This window comes from Lacibacterium aquatile, assembly GCF_042683105.1.
Lineage (GTDB): Bacteria > Pseudomonadota > Alphaproteobacteria > Elsterales > Elsteraceae > Lacibacterium > Lacibacterium aquatile.
The window spans coordinates 59,027-81,002 of sequence record NZ_JBHUIP010000011.1 but is presented as its reverse complement, the minus strand read 5'-3'; the positions used below and the strand labels follow the sequence as shown (position 1 = coordinate 81,002).

Sequence of the window (21,976 nt, the reverse complement as noted above, 5' to 3'; positions counted from 1 at the left end):
AGGATTTTTGCCAACCTAGTCGGGACGATATTTAGTGACAGCGGTCGAAGTTAAACGACCAAGTATCCAACCGCTTACATCTGCAGGTTTATATTCATTATTTGTCGTTGTTGACCGATCAAATACACCATCGTTATCCTCATCAACTTGAACAACGATCTGAGTCGCATTACCCCAAACGTCGTTAGCATATGTCGTTCTCACCATAGGCAGTTGAACGCCCTGCAGCCCAGCTGGCGTCAACTCCCATGACTTTTCTGTAGTGCGATACAGTTTAACGTAGGCTCTAAGGCCGTTATTATAGGTATCGGTCTGATAAATATTATCAGTGACGGCCAGTTGAACGCCGGTCGCTCCCGCTGTCGACACGTACCGCCGCTCAATCTGCGCAGGCATTCCGGTAAAGGGAAAATCCTGCAGGTAGCTTGTGGCTTGCTCGATCTTCGTCAGCTCGTCCCGCGCAATGACTTTCTTAAAGCCGAGCAGGCCGCGCCCCTTCACATTCGCCCGGTATCCCTCGTAGCGATAGCTGGAATGGGCATGAACGGCTGTTCCAGCTGTTGCCTTGAGATCGGTCGCCACATAGATCGGCGCTTCTACTGCGACGGTTGGGAAAGTCGCCGCAGCTCCCTTATTGTAGGGAGCGCCAACAAATGACAAAGCCTGATAGCTGACCTGCCACTTAAGCCCAACACCGGACGTCGCAGAAATCATGAGGTCAGGAATTATATTGCCCGCATTATTGGTCGACACGAGCGTCGACTCATCGGTAAAGCCGACGATATCCGTGTAGCCGTCGCCATTCACATCAGCTAGAGCCGTAGGCCAACGGGCTTGGTTCGAAAACCCGCCCGCCGTAGAACTGGCGCCGAAGTAATTGACCATAGGACCGAGGTTCTTCAACGAACTGCCCGTAGAAAGGGCTACCTGGATGCCACCGCTCGACGCCACGACAAGATCGGGCAAGCCGTCGCCGTTAACGTCAGCAAATCGACGCGGGTGAATATTTTCGTCAACATATCCGTCGCTGGCCCCAAACTTCTGCAGCCAAAAGCTTGGAGACTCAAAGCCGGTCCCTGTCCCTTTGTTTAAAGCGACATAAATCCCCGCATTCGCAAAGCCGACGAGGTCCGGCAAACCGTCGCCATTCATATCCACAAAACTACGGGTATGTTTCTTCTGATTTTCCCAACCAGCATCGAGCCCGAATTTGCCCGGCAGTGAAACCACGGGCGTACTGAAAGACGCGCCTGTATTCTTTGCGACCACAACGCCGTCTTTTCGAAAACCAACCACCTCCGGCAATCCATCGCCATTGAGATCGACGACGAATCTAGGCTGAGTTTCGCTGCTTTCCCAATCGCCACTAGTATCGGCACCCAAATTCGAAAGCCAATAGGTTGCATTCCCGAACGCCCCCCCACCCGTGCCCAGCGAGATATGGACGCCAAGCGGCGCAAAAGAGACGATATCCAGGATCCCGTCGCCGTTCATATCGGCAAACTCCCGGGGTGTACGATCCTGGGAGGCAAAGGTTGGAGGACCAAAGCCGCTTCTCAGCTTTTTGACAGCGCTCCAACCACCAGCCGCGTTTGAGAGCGCCCCATAGATCCCATCGGACGCAAAACCGAGAATATCAGGAAAACCATCGTTATTGAGATCTGCCAGCATTCTTGGGGCGACATTGTCATTGTTCCAATCCCCGGCTGCATCGCTATCGCCAAATGACGCGACGATCTGCTTAGGTGCGCCAAATTTCATATGGGTTGGAGTTTCTCCAGGCTGGCCTACGGACCAGTAAGTGCCCCCATAAGCGAACGACTGAATATCGGCCTTACCATCACCATTCATATCGACGAGGTTGCGCTGGCGCGTTGCCGCGTTCGTGTACCCCCCTTCCCCGTCTGGATTATCGGAAGGAGAAGCGCTGCCCCAGGCTAGACTCCAGATGCGCTTAGTTGAGAAGGTCGTCGTCGGATCAAAAGAATTATCCGTAACGGTATTGGCTTTTTTCTGCCAATCGCTCCACTCGAATGTAGTCGCAGGCAAACATTCATTTAAAGCGCAGAGTTTGATTGCAGTAACCCGCGACCGATCCGTAGACGGGCTGGTTTCATAGGAAAGTACATACGCCCGCACAAAGCCAGAATTGGTTGGTGCCGCGTCAAATGGCACATCGTCAAAAACCCGGATACGGTCAAGTCGCTTTGTCATCTTTATGAGGGAACCAGCCTGATAGACAGGCACCACATCAGGGCGGTTCTCATATGAGAACTGAACAACCGCATAGGGTTTAGCGCCGGTATTAATATTTCCGGTGTAGCGGATCTCCAAGGGCCGATATTCGCTGTTGTCCGCGCTCTTCTCGTAGGAAATCGTGAAATAATTACCAGAGGCATCCGTAACCCTGGAAAGCGCCCAGACCCGGAAGGAACCATTCGCCGTCTGAATTGCGCTATCCGCCGTCGTACCGAATTCCATCGTTACGCCGGCCTTGGTCTGCACCTTAAAAGAGATTGGACCGACATAGGGCCAATTGATCGGTGCAGCCGGTGGAGGCGGCTGAACATTGACGATCGCTGTCGCCACGATCTTGGAAAATTCTTCCCGCTCGGTGCGATATTCCGAGTTGTTCGCGCCATAGGTGCCGCCAACTAGGATCAGCCTTTGGCCATCCAGACAGAAACGATCGTCGGCGTCATAACTGACCGCACCATTGGCGCCATCCTGCGCTCTGGTGCGGGGGCAGCGGGTAATCGCCGACAAGCCGGAGATCCCCCAGCCCATTCCCATCAGCCCATTGCCGCCCTGACTGTCATAGGTCAGAGCCAACTTTGGCTCCATACCGGAAGTCCCCGGCACAATCGCTATTGGCAGCGTGTAAGAGGCTGAACCCGCTTGGCCAACATCCAATTTACTTGGAAGTGCCATCTGAGCCGACACTGAAACGGACATTAGCCCGAGAAGCAGCGCCCCCACAGCAAGCATTGATCTAGATGGCTGGGGCATCGAAGCATGCCGCGCCAGCGTGTGCGAGAACAGCGTCATATGTACTCTTAGCTTTACTGCAATAAAGTTTATCTCGACTTGCGGGCAATGTGACAAAAATCAACCATCTGAGTCGAGGGCATTTTTCTCCAATCAAGAGAATATTTCGCCGAAATGGCGCACTCTAAACAAACAATCACAACCGAGTATTTATTTCCTGTCGGTTGCTTTTTCGGCCCCTTCGTGTCATCTGGAGCAGATTAAGCGCTAAGCGCCGCCAAAATATCCATCTATAGTTGAGAAAGCCGCAACCAATGTGCCGCCTTGAGGATGCCATCTCTCACCCTCGCACTATTCTCTCAATACGAGCAATATTAGCGCTGGCGAGTTTGTCTGTGATTTTTCTGTGCGCGCCAGATATCGCCTTCGCATCGGATACAGGGATGCCTTGGGAGGGGCCACTCAATCGGGTCATCGCAAGTTTGACGGGTCCTGTCGCGCGGGGGATCGGGGTTCTGGCGATTGTGGGAGCAGGTCTTGCCATTGCCTTTGGAGAAGGGGGCGCAGGGGTCAAGCGGCTGCTGCAGGTGGTTCTCGGCCTCTCCATCGCTTTCACGGCATCGAGCTTCCTGCTCAGCTTGTTCGGCGTTGCCAGCGGCTATAGCTTATGAAGGAAGTGGCGGGGTATCGCGTCCCAGTGCATCGCGCGGTCATGTTCCCGCCGCTGCTGGGCGGGGCGCCCCGGCAGTTCACGATTTTGAATGCCACGATCTTCGGCGCGCTGGCCCTGGGTCTCCAGGTCTGGTGGGCCATTGTCCCAGGGATCGTGCTGCATCTGATCGCCGTGCGTTATGCCCGGCGCGACCGCTGGTTCTTCGAATGCCTGCTGCGGCATTTGAGGCAAGCCCGTTGGTACGACCGCTAGGATCGGGCGGCACCATGTTCAACCTTGCCGAATATCGTCGCCACCCAGACCGCCTGGCGGATCTTCTGCCCTGGGCCATGCTGGTAGGGCCGGGGATCGTCCTGAACAAGGATGGGTCCTTCCAGCGCAGTTTCCGGTTCGAAGGCCCGGATATCGCCCGGGGCGACATGCGCCGGCAGGTCGCGATCCACGCCCAGCTCAATGCGGTTCTGCGCACCCTGGGCGATGGTTGGGCGGTTTATATCGAGATGCGCCGCCGCCCCTATCGCTCCGGCCAACCCTCGAACGATTTTCCCGATCCCGCCAGTTGGCTGATCGAGCAGGAGCGCCACGCCCAATTCAGCAGCGAGCAGAGCCTGTTCGTCACCGAACGGTATCTCACCCTCCAGTACCTGTCCCCCAGCGACAACAGCAACCGTCTGGACCGATCGCTGTTCGGGCGGAACGCCGCGGGATTGGGGGGAGATGGCGGCATGACGGCCGAGTTGCTGGCTTTCGAGGATCGCACCACCAAACTGGCCGAGCGGCTGGCGGATCTGCTGCCGGACATCCTGGCGTTGGACGACGATGCGACCCTGGCTTATCTCGACGATTGTGTCTCCAACCGCTCGCGCCCGCTCAAAGCCTCCGACCAATATCTCTATCTCGATGCGATCCTGGGAAACGAGGCTCTGGTAGGCGGGGTGGAGCCGCGTCTGGGGGAGCAGCCCCTGCGCAGCCTCTCCATCCTCGGCCTGCCAGGCACCACCACCCCCGGTCTGCTGACCGAACTGAGCCGCCTGCCCCTGCAGTTCCGCTGGATGACCCGCTGGCTGCCGCTCGACCGCCATCAGGCCGAGAAGGCGCTGACCACCTATCGCCGCCATTGGTTCTCCAAGCGCAAAGGCATCCTGACCCTGCTCCAGGAAAGCCTCACACGCTCCGAGAGTCAGCTCGTCGACAGCGGTGCCCTGGATCAGGCGAGCGATGCTGACGAGGCTTTGCGCGTGATCGGCGACGATCTTGTCTCCTTCGGCTATTACACAGGCGTCGTCACCCTCACCGATCCGGATCCCGAGCGCGGCGCCAACGGCCTTAAGGCGGTCGAGCGGCTGCTAACCAACGCCGGTGCCGCCGTGGCGGTGGAGCGGATCAACGGGGTCGAAGCCTGGCTATCCTCCTTGCCCGGTCACGCCTACGCCAATGTCCGGGGGATGCTGATCCACAGCCTAAACCTTAGTCACCTCGTCCCGCTGACCGGGGTCTGGACCGGCGCCTTCCGCGACCGGCATTTCCAGAGCGCACCGGTGATGCAGTTGGTGACCGAGGGCCATAATCCCTTCGGCCTGCCGCACAATATCGGCGATATCGGCCATAAGCTGATCATCGGGCCGACGGGCAGCGGAAAATCCGCTCTTCTGTCCTTCTATGCCGCCCAGTTCCGCCGCTACGCGGACGCGCGGGTGGTGATCTTCGAGCGCGGGGAATCGGCGCTGGTCACCAGTCTTGCCGTTGGCGGCAAGGCCTACCGTCTGGGCGAGGGGTCCGATACAGGCCTCCAGCCCCTGGCCGGGATCGACGACGAGAATGAGCGGCGGTGGGCTCTGGATTGGTTGACCGATATCCTGATGCGCGACGGGGTGGATTGCGACACAGCCCAGCGACAGGCCCTCTGGCTTGCCTTGAGCGATCTTGCGCGCTTCGAGAAAGATCGCCGCACCCTCAGCGCCCTGCGGCTGCTGGTACAGGATCAGAGCCTGCGCGACGGGCTTGCTGCCTGGAGCGGCGAGGGTCCCTATGCGGCCCTGCTGGATGGGAATCGGGACGGGATCGAGGACGCCCGCTGGCTGTGCTTCGAGATCGAGACCCTGCTGGATCGCCCCCGCCTTGCGCAGGCGGTCCTTGACGTGCTGCTGCATCGGGTGGAGCAGCGGTTCGACGGCACCCCAACCTTGATCATCCTGGACGAAGCCTGGCGCCTGCTGGACGACCCGACCTTCACGAACCGCCTGCGCACCTGGATGAAGACCACCCGCAAGGCGAATGTCGGCGTTATCTTCGCCACCCAATCCTTTGCCGATATCCTGGACCGCGATATCTGGACCGCCATCGTCGAAAGCTGCCCGATGCAAATCCTCCTGCCCAATGCCACCGCAGAGGCCCCGGAGAGCCGGGAGATCTATCGCCGCCTCGGACTGGCCGATCATGAGATCCAGGATCTGGCTATGGCGGTTCCCAAGCGCGACTATTACATCCGGGTCCCCGAAGGCTCCCGTATGGTCGAACTGGGCCTGGGTGAAGTCGCCCTCGCCTTCTGCGGCGCCGGAACCCCCGAAGATCGCACGCTCGCCCGCATGATAGCGCAGGACGGCGACTTCCCCGCCCGTTGGCTCGCCGAACGCGGTCTTGCCGAGCTGATCCCCCATCTCGACCGCTACCGGGAAGCGTCCCACGCCCAGGAGGCTAATCGTGCGGTTTCGTGACGGCACTCCGCCGAATTTCCAGGCCGACAGCCAGCCGGAAGGCCGCTATCTGAAAGCGCGTCAGGAATGGGATGACCGCATCGGATCAGCTCGTGTGCAGGCTGCCAACTGGCGGCGTGCATTCTTTGCGATGACCTTGCTCACCGTCATTCTCGCCGGCGGTCTGGTTGCTTTGAGCTTGCGGCCTCAGGTGACGCCTTACATCGTGGAAGTTGGGGCCAATGGCCGGGTGATGAACGTCGCCGCCCTGCCGCAGCAGATCAGCCCGACCGACGCCCAGATCGCCCTTACTCTGCACCAGTTCGTGCAGCGCATCCGGTCCGTGCCGATGGATACCGTGCTGCTGCGCCGAAATTGGCTTGAGGCCTACGCCTTCTTATCAGAATCCGGCAGCACAACGCTCACCCAGCTCGCAGAAAAAGAGCAGACCTTCAGTCGTGCCGGACGGGACCGAGTCGAGGTGATTATCCAGGACACCCTCAAACAGACTCATCAGACTTTCCAGGTCGCGTGGCGTGAGACGCTTTATGGCCTAGGAGGGGATAAGGGCAAGTCTCGCGAGATGGTCGGCACCTTCCAGATTTCACCGGGTGACACCCAGGATCCCGAGAAGCTGAAGCTCAACCCCTTCGGTGTTTCCATCACCGCCTTCACGATCACCGAAAGTAAGCCCCTGCAATGAACCGGTCGCTTCGCCCCCTCCTCTTAGCGCTCCTGCCGTTGGTTGCAGCCTGCACGGAAATGGACGGCATATTTGGGCAACCGAAGCCGGTTACCCCATCGGGCAATTTCCAGCCCGCCAACATGGCTGCCGCTCAAACAGCGATTGTTCCGGAGCCACTAGCAGCGCCACCTCGGCTCGAACCACCGCCCGCGCCACCGCAAAAAAGCTCCCCAAAGCTGCGCGATGCCGCCGCCGTCGATCAGGCTAACGCAGCCGCGCAGCAAGGCCCGCGATCCGAGCAGTTCATCAATGCCATTATGACCTATGACTGGGTCGAGGGCGTGCAATATCAGGTCTATACGGCCCCGCCCCGCATCACCGACATCGGCTTTGAAGAGGGCGAAACCATCGTCTCCTTCGGCGCTGGAGACACCATCCGCTGGAAGGTCGCTAAGACCTGGAGCGGCGAAGGGCGCAAACGCCAGGAACATCTCCTGATCAAGCCGCTGGCGCCCGGTCTCGATACGTCTCTGATCGTCACCACCAGCCGCCGCTCCTATCACCTGCGCCTGCGGTCCTTCAACGAGACGGCGATGGTCGCCGTCCGCTGGCAATATCCCAAGATCGACCTCTTCGATGCTGAAGCGGACATGGCCGGCACTAGCGAACCCGCTGGGAAGGCCGACGAACTCTTCTTCGGCTATGAGATCAAACCACTCTCGACCACGCCGCCCCGCTGGATGCCCAAAGCCGTCTATGACGATGGTCGTAAGGTTTATATCCGCTTCCCGGCCGCTTTTGCGGCGACAGAGGCACCGGTCCTCTATGTCCAAAACGGCGAGGATAGCCAGATCGTCAACTATCGGGTGCGCGGCAATCTCTACATTGTCGACCGCCTATTCGAGACAGCCCAACTGCGGGTCGGTCAACAATCGCAGACTATCGTCGAACTAAAGAGAACCGAATAGTGGCTGAAGGCGAACAGACATCGCGTTGGCGCAACCTGCCTGAAGGCATCAAAACCCTCGGTAAGGGACCAATCATCATCGGGGCCGCCATTGTCGCTGGCCTCTTCATGGCCGCCCTCCAGCAAGCAACCTCGGACGCTCGACGCGAAACCCTGCCAGAACGGGTTCAAATCCCCACCCAGGTGACCCTGCCCAGTGGCTTGGAAAAGCTCCCGTCCAGCTACGCCGATGTGCCCGTAACGCCGCCGCGACCCGCTGCGCCGCCACCTTCCGCACCCATGGTCGACGAAACCATGCGCAGGCAGGCTGCCGAGTTGGAACGGCGAACCCGCGAGTTGGAGGTCGCCCTCCAGGCAGCCAACGAACGTATTGAGATGATGCGGCGGCAACCACCACCCGAACCCGTTATTCTGCGTGAAGAATCGCCTGCCCCCAAAATTGTCGACGAGGGTCGGGAAAGGGCCATCGCCTCCGACATCTTCTTCAATAATAGCGCACCGGCAACTCAAGGTGGCCTGACTACGAGAGGGCAAGGTGATCTGCTGGCCGGAGACGAGAACAATCCGCAGAGGCAGGCCAATGCCCGCCCTGGTGTCGCGGCTGCCGAAACCCCGGAATTCAAGCCCAGCCCAAGCCCTTATCTCCTATCAGCCGGGACCATCATTTCCGCCAGCCTTGTGACTGCCATCAACTCCGATCTGAAAGGCCTTGTCGTCGCCCAGGTACGGGAGAATGTCTATGACACGCCGACAGGTAATTATTTGCTCATCCCGCAAGGCGCTCGCTTAATTGGACGCATGGCCGAGACACCCCAATTCGGCGAGGATCGGGTCGGCGTGACTTTTGAGCGGCTGATCCGCCCCGATGGCTCCTCGATCCGGCTAGCAGACACCGCCGGTGGTGACGGGACAGGGGCTAGCGGCCTCGCCGACGAAGTGAACAACCACTATGGCCAGATGGTGATCGGCGCCTTGCTGTCCGCGACCTTGAATGTCGGCATCCGTTCGACGGCAGGTAACATACGCGGCGACTATCCAAGCATCGGTCAGGATGCGGCAGCCGCCGCCGGAACTGGCGCAGGCCAGGTCGGCAATGCCTTCACCCAACGCGCCATGGCTCGCCCCCCGACGATCACCGTCGCTCCCGGCTTCTCCTTCAGTGTCATCGTCGGCCAAGACCTGGTCCTGCCGCCCTGGAAACAGAAATGAGCGGCCCGGCCGCCTCGGGGCGTGCGACACCTACGGGGCGCACAACACCTGCGAGGCCTGCAGCAGCAATCCATCGCCCTTTCCTGTTGTTCTGCAGTCTGATCGTCGGCTTCGCAAGCATCGACGTAGTCGCCCAGACGGCCGATCAGCCCACCCTTGTACGACCGAGATCGACACCCGCTCCTCAGACTTCATCTTCCTTGAATACTCCTGCTCAAGCGCGCGATCCGAACCGTCCGAACCATTGGTTTTACGATATGCTCGATAAAAGCGACGCGCGCCGCCTAACCGGCAAAACACCGGGTCAGCGCCCTAAATCGGCGCCTGCGAACTGATATGGCAGTCGCTCCCGAACATCTTACGATCTTCAGCGATGGCGTCCTTGCTATTGCCTCGGGCTTTATCGGTACGGCCCAACAGGCGGGCCTCTCGCTGCTGGGGCTGTTCGCCGTACTGGATCTGGTGCTGTTCGGGATCGCCGTTGCCCTGGGTCAGCGCGACATGCTGGCCAAGGGCATCTGGAAGCTGCTGTTGATCGGCGTTGTACTGCTGCTGGTGCGCGATGGCGGCGCCCTCGTCACGACACTCTCCGACAGTGCCTTGTATCTCTCCAGGGGCGACCGCTCCCTTCTGCCCGATCCCGTCGCCTTGCTGGCCGTCGGGACCCAGGGTTCTCTGGATCTGATGCGTCTGTCGGCCGATACTGGACCTCAGTTGCTCGGCGCCTCGATCTCTCTCTCGGGGCTTGCCATTGCCATGATCGTGACCTTCGGCCTCGCCGCCGGGGCTTTGCTGTACCAGCTTGCAGCCTTTCATCTGACTGCCGGTATCGCCTTGGTCATGCTGCCCATCGGTCTATTTTCGCCTGGACGTGCCCTGTTGGGACGCGCCGGGCGCGGGCTGCTGACCGCCACGGTACGCCTTACCACCGTTCTGTTGATCTGCCTGCCGCTGCCCGCTTTGCTCACCGCCATGATGACGCCCCTGACACGGCAATCGTCCATGGACATGCCCTTGGCGCAACTGTGCCTCGGCCTGTGCCTGTTCGTACTGCTTCTCGGATTGCCACGCGCCGCCATGGCCGTCGTCGGGGATTTTGCCGGGGTGAACGAGGCGACGGCGGCGGCTTCGCCCTCATCGCAAGCAGCCGTGGCGGCGCAGCAATTGCCACCCCGCACCTCCCTGCAGGCTGCAGCGGCGGTTCCCCTGGGGCAGGCAAGCACGGTCGAACGGTTTGGCGGCGGCGCCAGCGTTGCCAGGGCCTCGGACCGTTTTTCAACCGGTCTTCTCTCCGCCGGATCCAGCACCACGATATCTTCCAGCAGCGGCAATTCAGGTTTGCGCAGCAGCCCGGGGGTAACACACTCTTCTTCCGGCCTGTCCAGCAGCAGCGACGCCCGACGCCCTGTTCTGGACCGGACGGCTCAGACAGCGCCCCCAACCGCTGTCAGCATCGACCGTCTGGTGAGTGACGCCCTGCGCCGCTCCCTGGCGCCCGAGGCCACCACCCGCGGCTATCGCGCCATCGAAGCCGGAACCCGTACCGAAGATGATAAAGATCCCCGTGATGAGAGCTGAAGCAGCAAGGCTGGCAAAGGTTCTGCGTCCCGCGCTGCTGCTGGTCGGCACCTGCGCTGCCCTGGCGGGGGTGGCCAATGCCGCAGGCTATGGCTTTGCCTATCAACCGACCGACAGCATGCCGCGCGGCCTCTATCTGCTCACCCCCGCCGCCGACGCCCCCAAAGGAGCGCTGGTGACGCTGGCCGCCCCCGGCAAACCCGGTCTCACCCTGCTCAAGCGGATTGCGGCCAGCGGCGGGGACGAGGTCTGCATCACGGGGCGCGATATCCATATCGCCGGTCGCCCGGCCGCCGTGGTAGTCGCCGACGCCCCGCCACCCGCCATCCTCTGCCGTGTCCTGACCGAGGGGGAGGTGTTCCTATTGGGCGACGGCCTGCGATCCTTCGACAGTCGGTATTTTGGCCCCATCGACCGCAGCCGCCTTATCCGCCGGGCGGTGCCGCTGTGAAGGACGGCGCCCAGTTATTCTGGGAGGCGCTGGGCCGCCCGCTGACCGATCTGATCGCCCGGCCCGATGTGTCGGAGGTGATGCTGGATCCCGACGGCCGCATCCGCATCGATCGCCTGGGCAGCGGGATCGAAGAAACAGACCTGACCCTGTCGGCCGAACAGGCCGGAACCCTGCTACGCTTGGCCGCCTCCCTCCAGGGGCAGGTGATCGGCAAGGAAGAACCGGAGATCGCCGTCGAACTGCCCGACGGATCCCGCCTGCAAGGCTGGCTGCCGCCGGTCGCGCCGATGCCGGTCTTCGCCATCCGCTGCCGCACCGAGCATATCAACAGCCTGGAAGACGCCATCGCCGCCGGGACGCTCACCCCCGCCCAATATCACCAGCTCGCTGCCGCCTGGGCGGAGCGCAAAACGATGCTGATCTGCGGCGGGACGGGCAGCGGCAAGACCACCCTGGCCAATGCCATTCTGGCCAGCCTGCATCAGCCGGGCGAACGACTGGTGGTGCTGGAGGATGTACCCGAACTCCATGTGCGCCAGCCCGGCAGCGTCATGCTACGCACCAGCGCGCGCATCGATATGCGCCGTCTCGTGCGAAGTGCCCTGCGCCTCAGGCCAGACCGGATCTGCGTCGGCGAGGTACGGGACGGCAGCGCGCTGGATCTGCTGAAAGCCTGGAACACCGGCCATCCCGGCGGCCTATCGACCCTCCACGCCAACAGCGCCGACGCCGCCCTCCAGCGCCTCGAAGACCTGATGCAGGAAGCCGTCGACCGCCCCTCCAGACGCCTGATCGAGGAAACCATCGACCTCGTCATCTTCATCGAACGCGATGAAAATGGCAGACGCAAAGTGATCGAGATCAAAGCGGTCAATTCAAATTAGAGCACTTGCGACGGGCCAAGAGACGACGTCGTCTTTCAACCAACAAAAAGCAAACTTGCGAGTTTTCGGGTTACCCCAACGATTGTTTGATTAGCAGGCTGTCGCTCCGCGATCTTTTGGTCTCAAAGGCGCAGGACACTTGGTACCCTTGCAGGTCTCAACGCGGGTCACCTGCCTAAATACCGAAAAGGGAAAAGAAAATTGGAGGCGTACCACCGGTATCGGTGACCATCCTTCAGTTTGAATAGGCCCTCAATGAATCTTCTGACTGTGGCGCTCTCCATCGCGACAGCTGCCTTCGCTTGTCTGCAGTTTCAATTGCCAGCCGCGCTGCCGACCCTGCAGCACTCCCTCCTTCTGACCTCCGGCCAAACAGCCTGGGTTTTGATTTCGTGGCTCCTCTCGGCCACTGCGACAACGCCTCTCATCACCCGGTCCGGCGATGTCTATGGCAAAGCACGAACTTTAACGTGGACCCTGATCATCGTCGCGTTCGGTTGCTTGATCTCAGCCCTGGCTACAAGTCTCGAAGTCCTTCTATTGGGCCGACTCATTCAAGGAGCCGGTGGCGCCGTACTGCCATTGGCACTCAGCGTCGTCCATGAACAAGCTGCCACTAACCGGCGTGCTGTCGGCCACCTGACCATCGCCGTTCCAATCGGCGGCGCTATTGGTTTGATCGCTGCAGCCCCGCTCCTGTTCTGGCTGGGATGGCCAGCGTTATTTTGGCTGGGGGCCGCCCTGCATCTTATAGCCGCCATGCTGGTGGCCACTTTCGCCCGGTCGGACTCCAATTGCGCAGGTGGTCATATCAATTGGCTGTCAGCCGGCCTGCTGGCACTTACATGCGTCCCCCTTCTGCTTTCGATCACAGAAGCGTCTTCCTGGGGATGGGGATCACTCCTCCAACTCACGGTCCTCGGAGCATCGCTGGGATTCGGTTTCTGCTGGGTCCTACTTGAGGCGCGAAGCCGTTACCCGATCATCGACTTCCGACTGCTGCGCCGATCCACCGTCTGGATCGGTGGGCTGCTCGCCCTCCTGCATGGAGCCCTAGCCTTCGGCGTCTGGACGCTGCTGCCGCTGATCCCGCAAAGCAGCTTTGCCTCGCAGGCCGGAATAACCCACAGTCTTCTCCTGATGTTAGCGGCCACCGCCATCGCGGGTTGGATTACCAGCCATCATCTTACGGATTGGTCCCTGAAAGGTCAGTTGCTCTTGGCGGCGCTAGCCTCTCTGGCCGGGGGTGTGCTCTTCCAATACGCGCCGGCTGCCTGGTTCCTTCTGCCTGGTCCGGCCTTCTTCGGGATCGGACAGGGCATTGCCGCGGTCACACTCCAGGTGCTTGTCCTTGGCGCCAGTCCCGGCCATCAAGCCGGGGGAGTAACTGGCTTCCTCAGCATCTCCCGAACGCTCGGCGGCACCGTGGGAGCCGCGCTGGTGACTGCTATCGGCATCACCGGCAACCAGGCTTCTCTCGATCTGAAACGGGGGTTCATGGTCTGCGCCGGCCTGGCTTGCATTTCGGCCTTACTGCCGCTGGCCTTGCGGTCAAATCAGGGCGCTAAATAGTAACTTAGGACCCTCGCCTCGACTATAGATCCTCGGCCGCCTGCAGGCGCTGGCGCAACTGGCCAAGCCGCATCAGATCGTAGGGCATGTCCTCAAAGATCGGAGCGTAAGGTTCAGGAGATGCCACGGCAAAAAGCGAGATATGCAGGTTCGACCGAAACCCGACCATAGCGCCGACGATCGTTCGCTCGTCAGTGTTATAGCGAAGACGAAACTGATCACCCGAAACCTGCTTGCCCTGCCTCAACTGGTCGAAGTTAGGCAGGATCCTGAAGTGTGCGTCTGCCACACCCTGGGGTATGCCGGAGAGCCAATGCGTAAAGACCCCGCCTCCCGGCGGCAAAGGTGCTTTGACATATTCGCGATACAGCGCCATGCCGAGCTTCGCCGAGAAGACCTCCATGTGGCGCCGCAGGATCGGGCCGTCCAGCGCAATCTCCACCCTGCGCTCAAGGACACCTGACGGCCGCCGCCCCCAGACATGCGGACGCAATCGCTGCAGCCGCGTAATTTCTCGATAGAAGCCCGGAGCAAGATCGTCGGCGGATCCGAGCAGCGCCTTGCCTTCCCGCGCTTCCAGATCGGTCGGACCATTGGGATTCAGCCGGAGCAGGAAACTGGCGATGACGTCGGCTGCCTTCGTCCCATTGTTGCAGGCCTGGCAACTTGCAAACTCGAACCCGCTGAGCCGATGCCGGTTCTCGAAGAAGGTCGTCGGCGGCATGTGCTCGATCGTATCCGGCACGGCCTCGCAATAGATGCAGCGCGTTTCCTCGCTGAGGATCTCGCTGCGACGCCGGCTCTTGGTACGCGCCTCACCCACGTCAGCTGCCTAACCGCTTCCGGTAAGCCTGCACCTGGGCGTCCGTGATGTCGCTGTCGTAGCAGATCGGGGATCGGCCGCCTGGTTTCGAATAAGCGCTTCGCCCACCGCAGGATCGGCCGTTGCTCATCGTTGAATAGGGGCAAGCGCAATTGCCGGGATAGCTCGACAACGACTCGCGGATGATCCGCTGCCGAATCTGCGCATCAGTCATTGTTTCCTTGGCGACCGCCGGCATGGCCAGGGTGAGTGCAACGCCTGCGAGAATGCCAATACGCATCATGTTCATAGTCAGGCCTCCGCTTGCTATCGACACGATGCAACCGGAAAGATAAAAAGCAGTCAATCTTTCGCTTGAGCTTCATGGCTGGATAAAACTTTGCCAACGATCATCGACGTCCGTGCCTGCACTTACCCGGACGTGATTGTCCTGTGGTCTGACCAGCGTGTGCAGGTCATCGACGTGGAGAAGCTGATCGGGATGCGCCCGGCTCTGAAGCCGCTCCGGGACCCCGCCGTATTCACGACAGCGCGCGTCAGTCCCAATGCCACGGCCATCGAGTTTATCGGCGGACATCGCGTCGATTTCACCGAGTTGGCCTGAAGCACTCAGAGGCCAGACCTAGTCATCGCAGCAGATGCTCTTGGCAGCCTGAGTCGTTGAAACTTCATGTGAAAACCCAGCCGCTCAAGCGCACTATACAGCACAGCTAAAGGTAGTATCATACGCGAGTGTCAATCGAGCGCGGAGCCGAGCCATGCTGAAGCTGTCTGCGTTGACCCTCTGCCTTCTGATCGCGGTCGTTGCAGGCCCTGCCTGGGCAGCAGACCCGCCTACCCGCCCGATGCGAAACTTCGATCACGCGAAGACCACCGCCCGTAACAAGGTCTACGCGGGCAACTACGTTGAGCAATATTGCGGCTGCACCTTCCTGCCGAGAGGCCGGAGTGGCGGCTTTCTCGACCTTAGTTCCTGCGGCTATCAACGCAGTCGAGCCGGCACCGAGGACATGGAATGGGAACATGTCGTCCCCGCCAAGGCATTCGGTCATTGGCGTGCGTGTTGGGCCGGTGATGCGCGGTGTTTTGAACGCGATGGCGACCGCCTCAGCAATCGTGAATGCTGCACCCGGATCGATCCGGAGTTCGCTCGTATCCAGGTCGACCTCCATAACCTTATCCCGGCAGTCGAAGGTCTCAACGCCCGGCGCGGCGAACGTCCCTACGGCGAGGTCGCTGGCGACGCGCCGCAGTTCGGCTCCTGTACCTTCCAGATCGACTACGACACCGATGTCGCAGAGCCTCCCCGGAACATCCAGGGCGACGTCGCCCGCATAAGTCTCTACATGCGCGATACCTACGGTGTGATGTTCACCCCAGAACAAGAGACCATGTTTCAGCGCTGGAGCACCGACGATCCTGTCGATGATTGGGAAATCGAGCGCAATCGCCGTATTGAGGCCGAGCAGGGCAATTCGAATCCCTACGTTCGCCCATAGCACCAACCGCAGAGACTGCTGCAGTCAATCTGAAGAAGGAAGGTCTAAGTACACTTCAAAGGGATCTGGGGTCGCCCCCTTTTATCGGGCAACACCGGAGAGCCGCAACTTTGCCCGTTTGCAACCAACGAACGCTTTCTTCCACCCCCGATATGGTACAAAGGAGCGAAAAATGATCTTAAGTTCTGATGCAAAACAGCTACTTCGATAATTAAATAACGCTTCTATTCCAGGCTGCCGCCCCTCAGTAGTTGAAACAGTTATGCAGCGATTTCCAGAATGGTCCAGAGAGGCGGCGCAGCAGACAATGGACGAACTGCTGAAAGTGGGGGCCATCATCAAGCCAGCAGGCTCGCTGCAGAACGTAGATATCACGTCAGCGATGTCACGCACTTTTAGAGAAACTCGACCAGTGATTTTAATGGCCCGAGCCATCCGCGCTAATGTCCTCGGGCACTGCTGGTCGCCTTAGGCGAACCAGTGGCGATTGGATAATTTCAAACTCATAGGGGCCAAACGCCATAGGGAAATCACCCATTGAGAAGCGTCTTGGCTTCTCAAGCCTATCACGTCAAAGGATTGGTAAAGGCAGGAGAAGAAGTTGTTGGTGAGGCTTGTTTAAAGCAACTCCGGCCCTTCAGCTTCGCCGAAGATTTGCGTTCTATAACGATCTTTGGCCAAACCGCTCCACAACCCTTGCGTGACGAGACCAAAATGTATTATCGGATTAACGACTGGCATAAAATTCTCCATAAAGGACTCATGCGTATGCATCCAAATTCCATTGCATACAAAATTGTCGAAGTCGGAAAAGAGCTTGGCCTGGAATTCAGCCCAAGAAGACTTCAGAAAATTTTATATTATTGCCATGGATGGCATCACGCGATGTTCGATGAGCCTTTCATCGATGAAAAGTTTTTCTTCGAGACCTGGGAGCTTGGGCCGGTTCTCAAAGAAGTTCGGGAGCATTTTAAACCCGGCTCGACTTGGGAGAGAATATCTGAGGTAATCAACGTGCCCGGAGAGTATCAGGACAATTTCTCGAAAGACCAGATAATGTTAATAAAATGGGTGGTCAGCTGGGCTCGTAAATATAATGACGTACAACTCACGGAGCTGACTCATCGACCTGGGACACCGTGGGAAATTACCATGAAGAAAGCCAAGTCAAGCCGCGATAATCTTCTAATATCTCACAAACTCATCTATCAATACTTTGATGAGCAGGCCGCTAAATTCACGGTTATTCCTGAAGAAAAACTTGTCCGTGACCACAACACCGCAGGTGAAAACCCATGACCGGTCACAACAGATTATCTATACAACAAAATTTACAATATGAATTGCAGACCATGAATGGTTCGCCAGACATGTTCGCCACGGCAAAGTTCTTTGAAAAATGGATCTTAACTAACGCCACAAATTGCGGAACCCCAAAACCTAATTCAAATTCGATGACCTGCGTCTTCGGTAATGAAGATAATGAGTATTCAGAAAAATTATTTGAATTTGAATTTATTACACATTCACAGCTCACATTAGAAATTCTATCTGTTACCCCATATACAGGATCAACGATCGGAATAAGAAAATATAAGATGCCGATCTTCGGCACTCGGACAAAATCAGCGTCTAAAGGTTCTTAAATTCCAGAATTCGGCATCTGAGCTATCAGATCCTCTTCGATCGCGCGGCTGTCTAAGCAGCGATGACCTTTGCCTTCTCTTTCAATTTGGCCGGATCTAGCCCTTCCCCGGTGCTGGAGGAATTGAAAGAGTATATCACTGTCATTTTTTGACCGTTCCAGATGAACTTGAAATGCTCGACCTGGATGGGGTGATCTAAGCATTCTGGATACAGGATCGCGATTGCTGTCGCGCTCGGACGTTCGGGCGGATTAAAGAGGATTCCATCATGTCCGGCCTCTACAACAGCGGTGCCTAACTCAAGCCGACGCTGCTTATCCCCAATGCCATCCCACCCAGTGGCATCCAAGAACTTTCCTTTGACAGGCCTTTTAAGTTGACGCATCTCCAGTGCTGTCGCGGGTTCGACGGTGCAGCTTAAAAAGATTTCGCGCTTGCGAACGGATATAGCCAACGCCGTCTGCAATTCGTCTGCTAATTCCAAGACCCGCGTATCTGGTCCGTAGAACGTACTACCTTCCGGGCTCGGATAGGCGAAGGGCGCATGATTCCAATTTTTGAAACGCGGATTGTTCTGATCGACAGGCGCGGAATTTCGCGTCAGCCGCTCCTTCTCCCGCAATCTCGGATTGGTAAGCGCTTCAATCTTGGCGAATTCTTCGCTTCGGCCGTTAGCTATGCGCTCATAAACGTCGATTGTCGGGAATCGCGAGGGGATCAGATTATGGAAATCTTGATCGATTTCGACGACCTGCATATTAGCCGCCACGCTGAGCATCAATGTACTGCCTCACATGCACCAGACTGGCAAAACTTCCTTCCAACATCACGTCCAATGCGGATGCATTTTGGAAATAGGTATTCGAGCGCTTAAGCCACTCATCGGCGCGCCGGGAGTCTGGGAACAGGATCTGTAGCGCCTTCCATATAGAAAAAAGATGGGAAATACGCTCCGCAGTGTCGCGAGGGAGGGAGCCCCCTTCTTTCTTCCATTTGAAGAACGTCGACCGCGCAGGGGACCCCAACAGTTTTATCTGCTCGTCTGTTGACAGTCCCCAAGCTTCGGCCATGGGCGTGAAAGCATCCAAACCGACCGGAATCGGTACAGATCCCTCACCCTTGTGGGCGATGGATGATAAGGCCATACAGATTCTCCCCACCAGTCCATATTTGGACTTGTTGATTAATTAAGTCTCATGCTAGACAGTCCATATCGAGACTCTCAGGAAACTCTAGTCCACAATCGTGTGGGTTACAAGAGTCCGTGCGCCTGGCTCGCCTAGCCATAGAAGGAAATGCAGATGACCGACGTTAGCATAAGCGCCGTCGATAACGGCAAATCCCGCCACCAGATCGAGGTTGCCGACGAGACCCTGACCTTCCGGTCGGTTCGCATCGACGACCTGACCCCCACCGGCGCGCAGCTCGCTGCCGCCGCTGGCTTTAAGCCGGCGCAGAGCGTCGTCGTGCTGCAGTTCCTCCCGAACGGCGAACTGGAAGACATCCGGGACACGGAGGTCGTTGACCTCCGGCACAGCCACGGTCACTTCATCATCGTCGAAACCGACGCGATCTACCCGATCACCATTGACGGCCAGGACTTCCAGTGGCCGGCAACGATCATCACCGGCGCCACCCTGCGTAAACTGGGAGAGGTGCCGGCTGATAAGGACCTCTACCTCGAACGGGTGGATGAGCCGGACCGCCTGATCGGCGCGACCGACACCGTGAACCTGAGCAAGAAGGGTATTGAAAGCTTCATCTCCCGCCAGAAGAAGACCTGGAAGCTGCAGGTGCAGGATGTCGTCTTGGTCTTTGACGAGGATCACGTCAAGGTCCGCGATGCGATAGTCAAGGCCGGGTACGACCCCGACAAGCCCTACATCATCACCCTCAAGACCTCCGCTGGAAAAGAAGACGTCACGGTCGACTACATTGTCGATCTGACCCGGCCTGGCATCGAGAAGATCCGGCTCACTCCGGGCGGCATCAACAACGGCGAAGCGCAGAACGCGCTTCGCCACCAGTTTAATCTCCTGCCGGTCGATGACCGGTTCCTGAACAGCCTCGGCCTCCCCTGGGAGACGATCATTGACAACGGCACCCGTTGGCTTCTGATCTACGGCTACCGGGTCCCGGAGGGCTATTCCGCCTCGGAAATCACCCTGGCGATCCAGGTGCCCACGGGCTATCCGGCCGCCGAGATCGACATGTTTTTCACGCTGCCCAAGCTGCTCTTGCGGTCGGGCGCGGCGGTTCCGCAGACCGAGGGCAACGCCGTCATCGCCGGGACGACCTACAGCCGCTGGTCGCGCCATCGGACCTCGATCGCTCCCTGGAACCCGGCCACCGATAACATCCAGTCGCATCTTGCGCTGGTTTCGGGGGCTCTTGAGAAGGATGTCGGCGCATGATCCCCGAAACCACGCTGAAGATCGCCGGTCACGACCACGAGAAAGTCCGCCGGCACCTCTATCCGGGTGATGGCTGCGAAGCAGCCGCTATCCTGGTCTGCACCCGTGTGCCGGGCTCTCCGCAGCAGCTTCTGGTGCAGAGCACACTCTTGGTGCCGCACAAGGATTGCGCCCGTCGCGAGCCCGATCGACTGACCTGGCCGGGCGATTGGTTGGAGAAAGGCATCGAGGCCGGCGAGGCTTCGGATAAGACCCTGATCCTCATTCATAGCCACCCGGGTGGGCTCTTCACCTTCTCGCAGGCAGATGACGAGAGCGATGCCGAGGTCATGCCCTGCATCTTCTCAGCTTATGGCACCTTGCATGGCACCGCCATCATGACGCCCGATGGCGCCATCCGTGCGCGCGTCTATTCCCCCAAGCTGGAGCGTCGCACGGTCGATAAAATCATGGTCGCCGGCGACGATATCCGAGTCTGGTGGGGGGACGCCCCCTGGAACGCCCCGCGCGGACGCCCGCTGGCATTCACCAAGGGAATGACCACCGAACTCGGCCGCCTGCGAGCCGTGGTGATCGGTGTCAGCGGCACCGGGTCGATCGTGACCGAAGAGGCCGCGCGCCTGGGCTTCGGGTCGATCCTCCTCATCGACTTCGACACCGTCGAGACCAAGAACCTCAACCGTATCCTCAACTCGACGCTCGCCGACGCCGCGGCGGGTCGTTCGAAAACCGAGATGATGGCCGCTGCTATCGCCCGCTACCGCGGGCCGGGAGTAGCAGTTCCGCTCAACGCCTCGATCGCGACCCGCGAGGCCGTCCTGGCGGTCAGCCAGGCTGACGTCATCTTCAGCTGCACCGACACTCTGGAATCGCGGATGATCGCCGAGCGTCTGAGCGCGGCATTCCTGATCCCGCTCTTCGATGTTGGCGTGGTGATCCCCGCCGGCACCGGCCCCAACGGTCCGCGCATCGAAGACGTCATGGGGCGTGTCGACTATGTCCAGCCGGGCGGCTCCAACCTCTTCGACCGCGGCGTCTACACCTCGGCAGGCTTGAGGGAAGAGCAACTGCGGCGCGATGACCCGGCTCAGTATCAGCAGCTTCAGGATGAAGGTTACATCAAGGGCCTCACTGAAGAGGCGCCGTCCGTCATCACCCTGAACATGGCCGCCGCTGCCGCTTGCATGAACGAGTTCGTCGCTCGGGCATACCCCTATCGCCATGACGGCAACGCCGGCGCTGCCCGAACCATCTTCAGCCTGGCGGCACGCGAGCACGACTATTACCCCGATGCGTTCTGCAAGACCGGCGATGATCCTCTCTTCGCCCAAGGCACGGCCGAGCCGCTGCTCGGCCTGACGATGCTGGACGAGCCGGAGGGCCAATCGTGATCGGCTGGCTCAAGCGGGCCTGTACCGGCCTTAAAGGCCATTGGCGGCGGCTATGGGAAGACCATGGCCCCGCCCGCCGCCTTCAGGTCGTGGAGACCGACAGCCTCCCGGCCAAGATGCCGGCCCGCGACCTCGTCCTGACCCAGGATGACGGCGAACCTTGGAGTCTTGGTATGCGCTGCCCCTGCGGGTGCGGCGATACCCTCGAACTTTTGGTCATCAAAGAGGCCCGACCTCGCTGGGATCTGCAGATGCAGAATGGCAAGCCCACCTTGCATCCGTCGGTCTGGCGGCAGACCGGGTGCCGGGCGCACTTCTGGCTTCGCGAAGGCCGTGTTCATTGGTGCAGCTGATTCTTATTGGGAAGATAGCGCCAAAGGCGCCGATACAACAAAAGGGGGGCAACCTCCTCGTGCCCCCCTTCTCTTATTCAAATTTCTTTAGGGTTGATTACGCGCGCCCTCCAATGCCGCCCTCGCCTAGATGTGTCGCTGGGACAT

General features: G+C 59.3%; 22 protein-coding genes. 17 read left to right on the top strand and 5 right to left on the bottom strand.

Going from position 1 to position 21,976, the window contains the following annotated elements:
• Window positions 1-15: 15 nt before the first annotated feature.
• Complete coding sequence (locus ACFSM5_RS11090; RefSeq protein ID WP_379876445.1) at window positions 16-3,048, bottom strand: FG-GAP-like repeat-containing protein; 3,033 nt, start codon at window positions 3,046-3,048, stop codon at window positions 16-18.
• Window positions 3,049-3,302: 254 nt separating this feature from the next.
• On the opposite strand from ACFSM5_RS11090, the gene ACFSM5_RS11085 reads away from it, so the two are divergent.
• From ACFSM5_RS11085 to ACFSM5_RS11040, 10 genes are all read left to right on the top strand, one after another.
• Window positions 3,303-3,659: a TrbC/VirB2 family type IV secretion system protein gene (locus ACFSM5_RS11085; protein ID WP_379876444.1), complete on the top strand. Its 357-nt coding sequence runs from the start codon at window positions 3,303-3,305 to the stop codon at window positions 3,657-3,659.
• Window positions 3,656-3,913 carry a VirB3 family type IV secretion system protein gene (locus ACFSM5_RS11080; RefSeq protein ID WP_379876441.1) on the top strand — a complete coding sequence of 86 codons (258 nt, stop codon included), beginning with the start codon at window positions 3,656-3,658 and terminating at the stop codon, window positions 3,911-3,913. The genes ACFSM5_RS11085 and ACFSM5_RS11080 overlap by 4 nt, the downstream gene beginning before the upstream one ends.
• 14 nt (window positions 3,914-3,927) lie before the next feature.
• Window positions 3,928-6,375 (top strand): TraG/VirB4 family ATPase, encoded by a 2,448-nt coding sequence (locus ACFSM5_RS11075; RefSeq protein WP_379876440.1) that lies wholly within the window; start codon window positions 3,928-3,930, stop codon window positions 6,373-6,375.
• A complete protein-coding gene (gene trbF, locus ACFSM5_RS11070; RefSeq protein WP_379876438.1) occupies window positions 6,362-7,057 on the top strand; it encodes a conjugal transfer protein TrbF in 696 nt (231 codons plus the stop codon). Before ACFSM5_RS11075 ends, trbF begins: the two co-directional genes overlap by 14 nt.
• 59 nt (window positions 7,058-7,116) lie before the next feature.
• The gene (trbG, locus tag ACFSM5_RS11065) at window positions 7,117-8,007 is read left to right on the top strand and encodes a P-type conjugative transfer protein TrbG (protein ID WP_379876437.1); all 891 of its coding nucleotides are present in this window, start codon (window positions 7,117-7,119) and stop codon (window positions 8,005-8,007) included.
• Window positions 8,007-9,215, top strand: coding sequence for a TraB/TrbI/VirB10 family type IV secretion system protein (locus tag ACFSM5_RS11060; protein WP_379876436.1), 1,209 nt, complete (start codon window positions 8,007-8,009; stop codon window positions 9,213-9,215). The genes trbG and ACFSM5_RS11060 overlap by 1 nt, the downstream gene beginning before the upstream one ends.
• A gap of 336 nt (window positions 9,216-9,551) precedes the next feature.
• Entirely contained in the window at window positions 9,552-10,793 is a 1,242-nt protein-coding gene (locus ACFSM5_RS11055; protein WP_379876435.1) for a type IV secretion system protein, read from the top strand.
• On the top strand, window positions 10,783-11,244 hold the full coding sequence (locus ACFSM5_RS11050) for a S26 family signal peptidase (RefSeq protein ID WP_379876434.1): 462 nt from the start codon (window positions 10,783-10,785) through the stop codon (window positions 11,242-11,244). Before ACFSM5_RS11055 ends, ACFSM5_RS11050 begins: the two co-directional genes overlap by 11 nt.
• A complete protein-coding gene (trbB, locus tag ACFSM5_RS11045; protein ID WP_379876433.1) occupies window positions 11,241-12,131 on the top strand; it encodes a P-type conjugative transfer ATPase TrbB in 891 nt (296 codons plus the stop codon). Before ACFSM5_RS11050 ends, trbB begins: the two co-directional genes overlap by 4 nt.
• Before the next feature lie 255 nt (window positions 12,132-12,386).
• On the top strand, window positions 12,387-13,703 hold the full coding sequence (locus ACFSM5_RS11040) for an MFS transporter (protein WP_379876432.1): 1,317 nt from the start codon (window positions 12,387-12,389) through the stop codon (window positions 13,701-13,703).
• Window positions 13,704-13,725: 22 nt separating this feature from the next.
• On the opposite strand, the gene ACFSM5_RS11035 is transcribed toward ACFSM5_RS11040, so the two are convergent.
• On the bottom strand, window positions 13,726-14,526 hold the full coding sequence (locus ACFSM5_RS11035; RefSeq protein WP_379876431.1) for a hypothetical protein: 801 nt from the start codon (window positions 14,524-14,526) through the stop codon (window positions 13,726-13,728).
• A gap of 1 nt (window position 14,527) precedes the next feature.
• The gene (locus ACFSM5_RS11030; protein WP_379876430.1) at window positions 14,528-14,815 is read right to left on the bottom strand and encodes a hypothetical protein; all 288 of its coding nucleotides are present in this window, start codon (window positions 14,813-14,815) and stop codon (window positions 14,528-14,530) included.
• 90 nt (window positions 14,816-14,905) lie between these two features.
• Between ACFSM5_RS11030 and ACFSM5_RS11025 the strand changes: the two genes are divergently transcribed.
• The 4 genes from ACFSM5_RS11025 (at window position 14,906) to ACFSM5_RS11010 (ending at window position 17,671) form a co-directional block, all read left to right on the top strand.
• Window positions 14,906-15,130, top strand: coding sequence for a hypothetical protein (locus ACFSM5_RS11025; RefSeq protein WP_379876429.1), 225 nt, complete (start codon window positions 14,906-14,908; stop codon window positions 15,128-15,130).
• Between the two features lie 154 nt (window positions 15,131-15,284).
• Entirely contained in the window at window positions 15,285-16,025 is a 741-nt protein-coding gene (locus ACFSM5_RS11020; protein WP_379876428.1) for an endonuclease, read from the top strand.
• A 549-nt stretch (window positions 16,026-16,574) separates the two neighbouring features.
• Window positions 16,575-17,324, top strand: a complete 750-nt coding sequence (locus ACFSM5_RS11015) for a Panacea domain-containing protein (RefSeq protein WP_379876427.1) — start codon at window positions 16,575-16,577, stop codon at window positions 17,322-17,324.
• Entirely contained in the window at window positions 17,321-17,671 is a 351-nt protein-coding gene (locus ACFSM5_RS11010) for a hypothetical protein (RefSeq protein ID WP_379876426.1), read from the top strand. The genes ACFSM5_RS11015 and ACFSM5_RS11010 overlap by 4 nt, the downstream gene beginning before the upstream one ends.
• A 52-nt stretch (window positions 17,672-17,723) precedes the next feature.
• On the opposite strand, the gene ACFSM5_RS11005 is transcribed toward ACFSM5_RS11010, so the two are convergent.
• Window positions 17,724-18,428, bottom strand: a complete 705-nt coding sequence (locus ACFSM5_RS11005; RefSeq protein ID WP_379876425.1) for an RES family NAD+ phosphorylase — start codon at window positions 18,426-18,428, stop codon at window positions 17,724-17,726.
• 1 nt (window position 18,429) lies between these two features.
• Window positions 18,430-18,816 (bottom strand): antitoxin Xre/MbcA/ParS toxin-binding domain-containing protein, encoded by a 387-nt coding sequence (locus ACFSM5_RS11000; protein ID WP_379876424.1) that lies wholly within the window; start codon window positions 18,814-18,816, stop codon window positions 18,430-18,432.
• Window positions 18,817-18,972: 156 nt separating this feature from the next.
• Here ACFSM5_RS11000 and ACFSM5_RS10995 point away from each other — a divergent pair, with 156 nt between their 5' ends.
• Genes ACFSM5_RS10995 through ACFSM5_RS10985 form a run of 3 tightly spaced genes read left to right on the top strand, consistent with a single transcriptional unit; the run spans window position 18,973 to window position 21,829 of the window.
• Window positions 18,973-20,085, top strand: a complete 1,113-nt coding sequence (locus tag ACFSM5_RS10995) for a multiubiquitin domain-containing protein (RefSeq protein WP_379876423.1) — start codon at window positions 18,973-18,975, stop codon at window positions 20,083-20,085.
• Window positions 20,082-21,476 carry a ThiF family adenylyltransferase gene (locus ACFSM5_RS10990; RefSeq protein ID WP_379876422.1) on the top strand — a complete coding sequence of 465 codons (1,395 nt, stop codon included), beginning with the start codon at window positions 20,082-20,084 and terminating at the stop codon, window positions 21,474-21,476. Before ACFSM5_RS10995 ends, ACFSM5_RS10990 begins: the two co-directional genes overlap by 4 nt.
• On the top strand, window positions 21,473-21,829 hold the full coding sequence (locus ACFSM5_RS10985) for a ubiquitination-like system serine protease family protein (protein ID WP_379876420.1): 357 nt from the start codon (window positions 21,473-21,475) through the stop codon (window positions 21,827-21,829). The genes ACFSM5_RS10990 and ACFSM5_RS10985 overlap by 4 nt, the downstream gene beginning before the upstream one ends.
• Window positions 21,830-21,976: the final 147 nt, after the last annotated feature.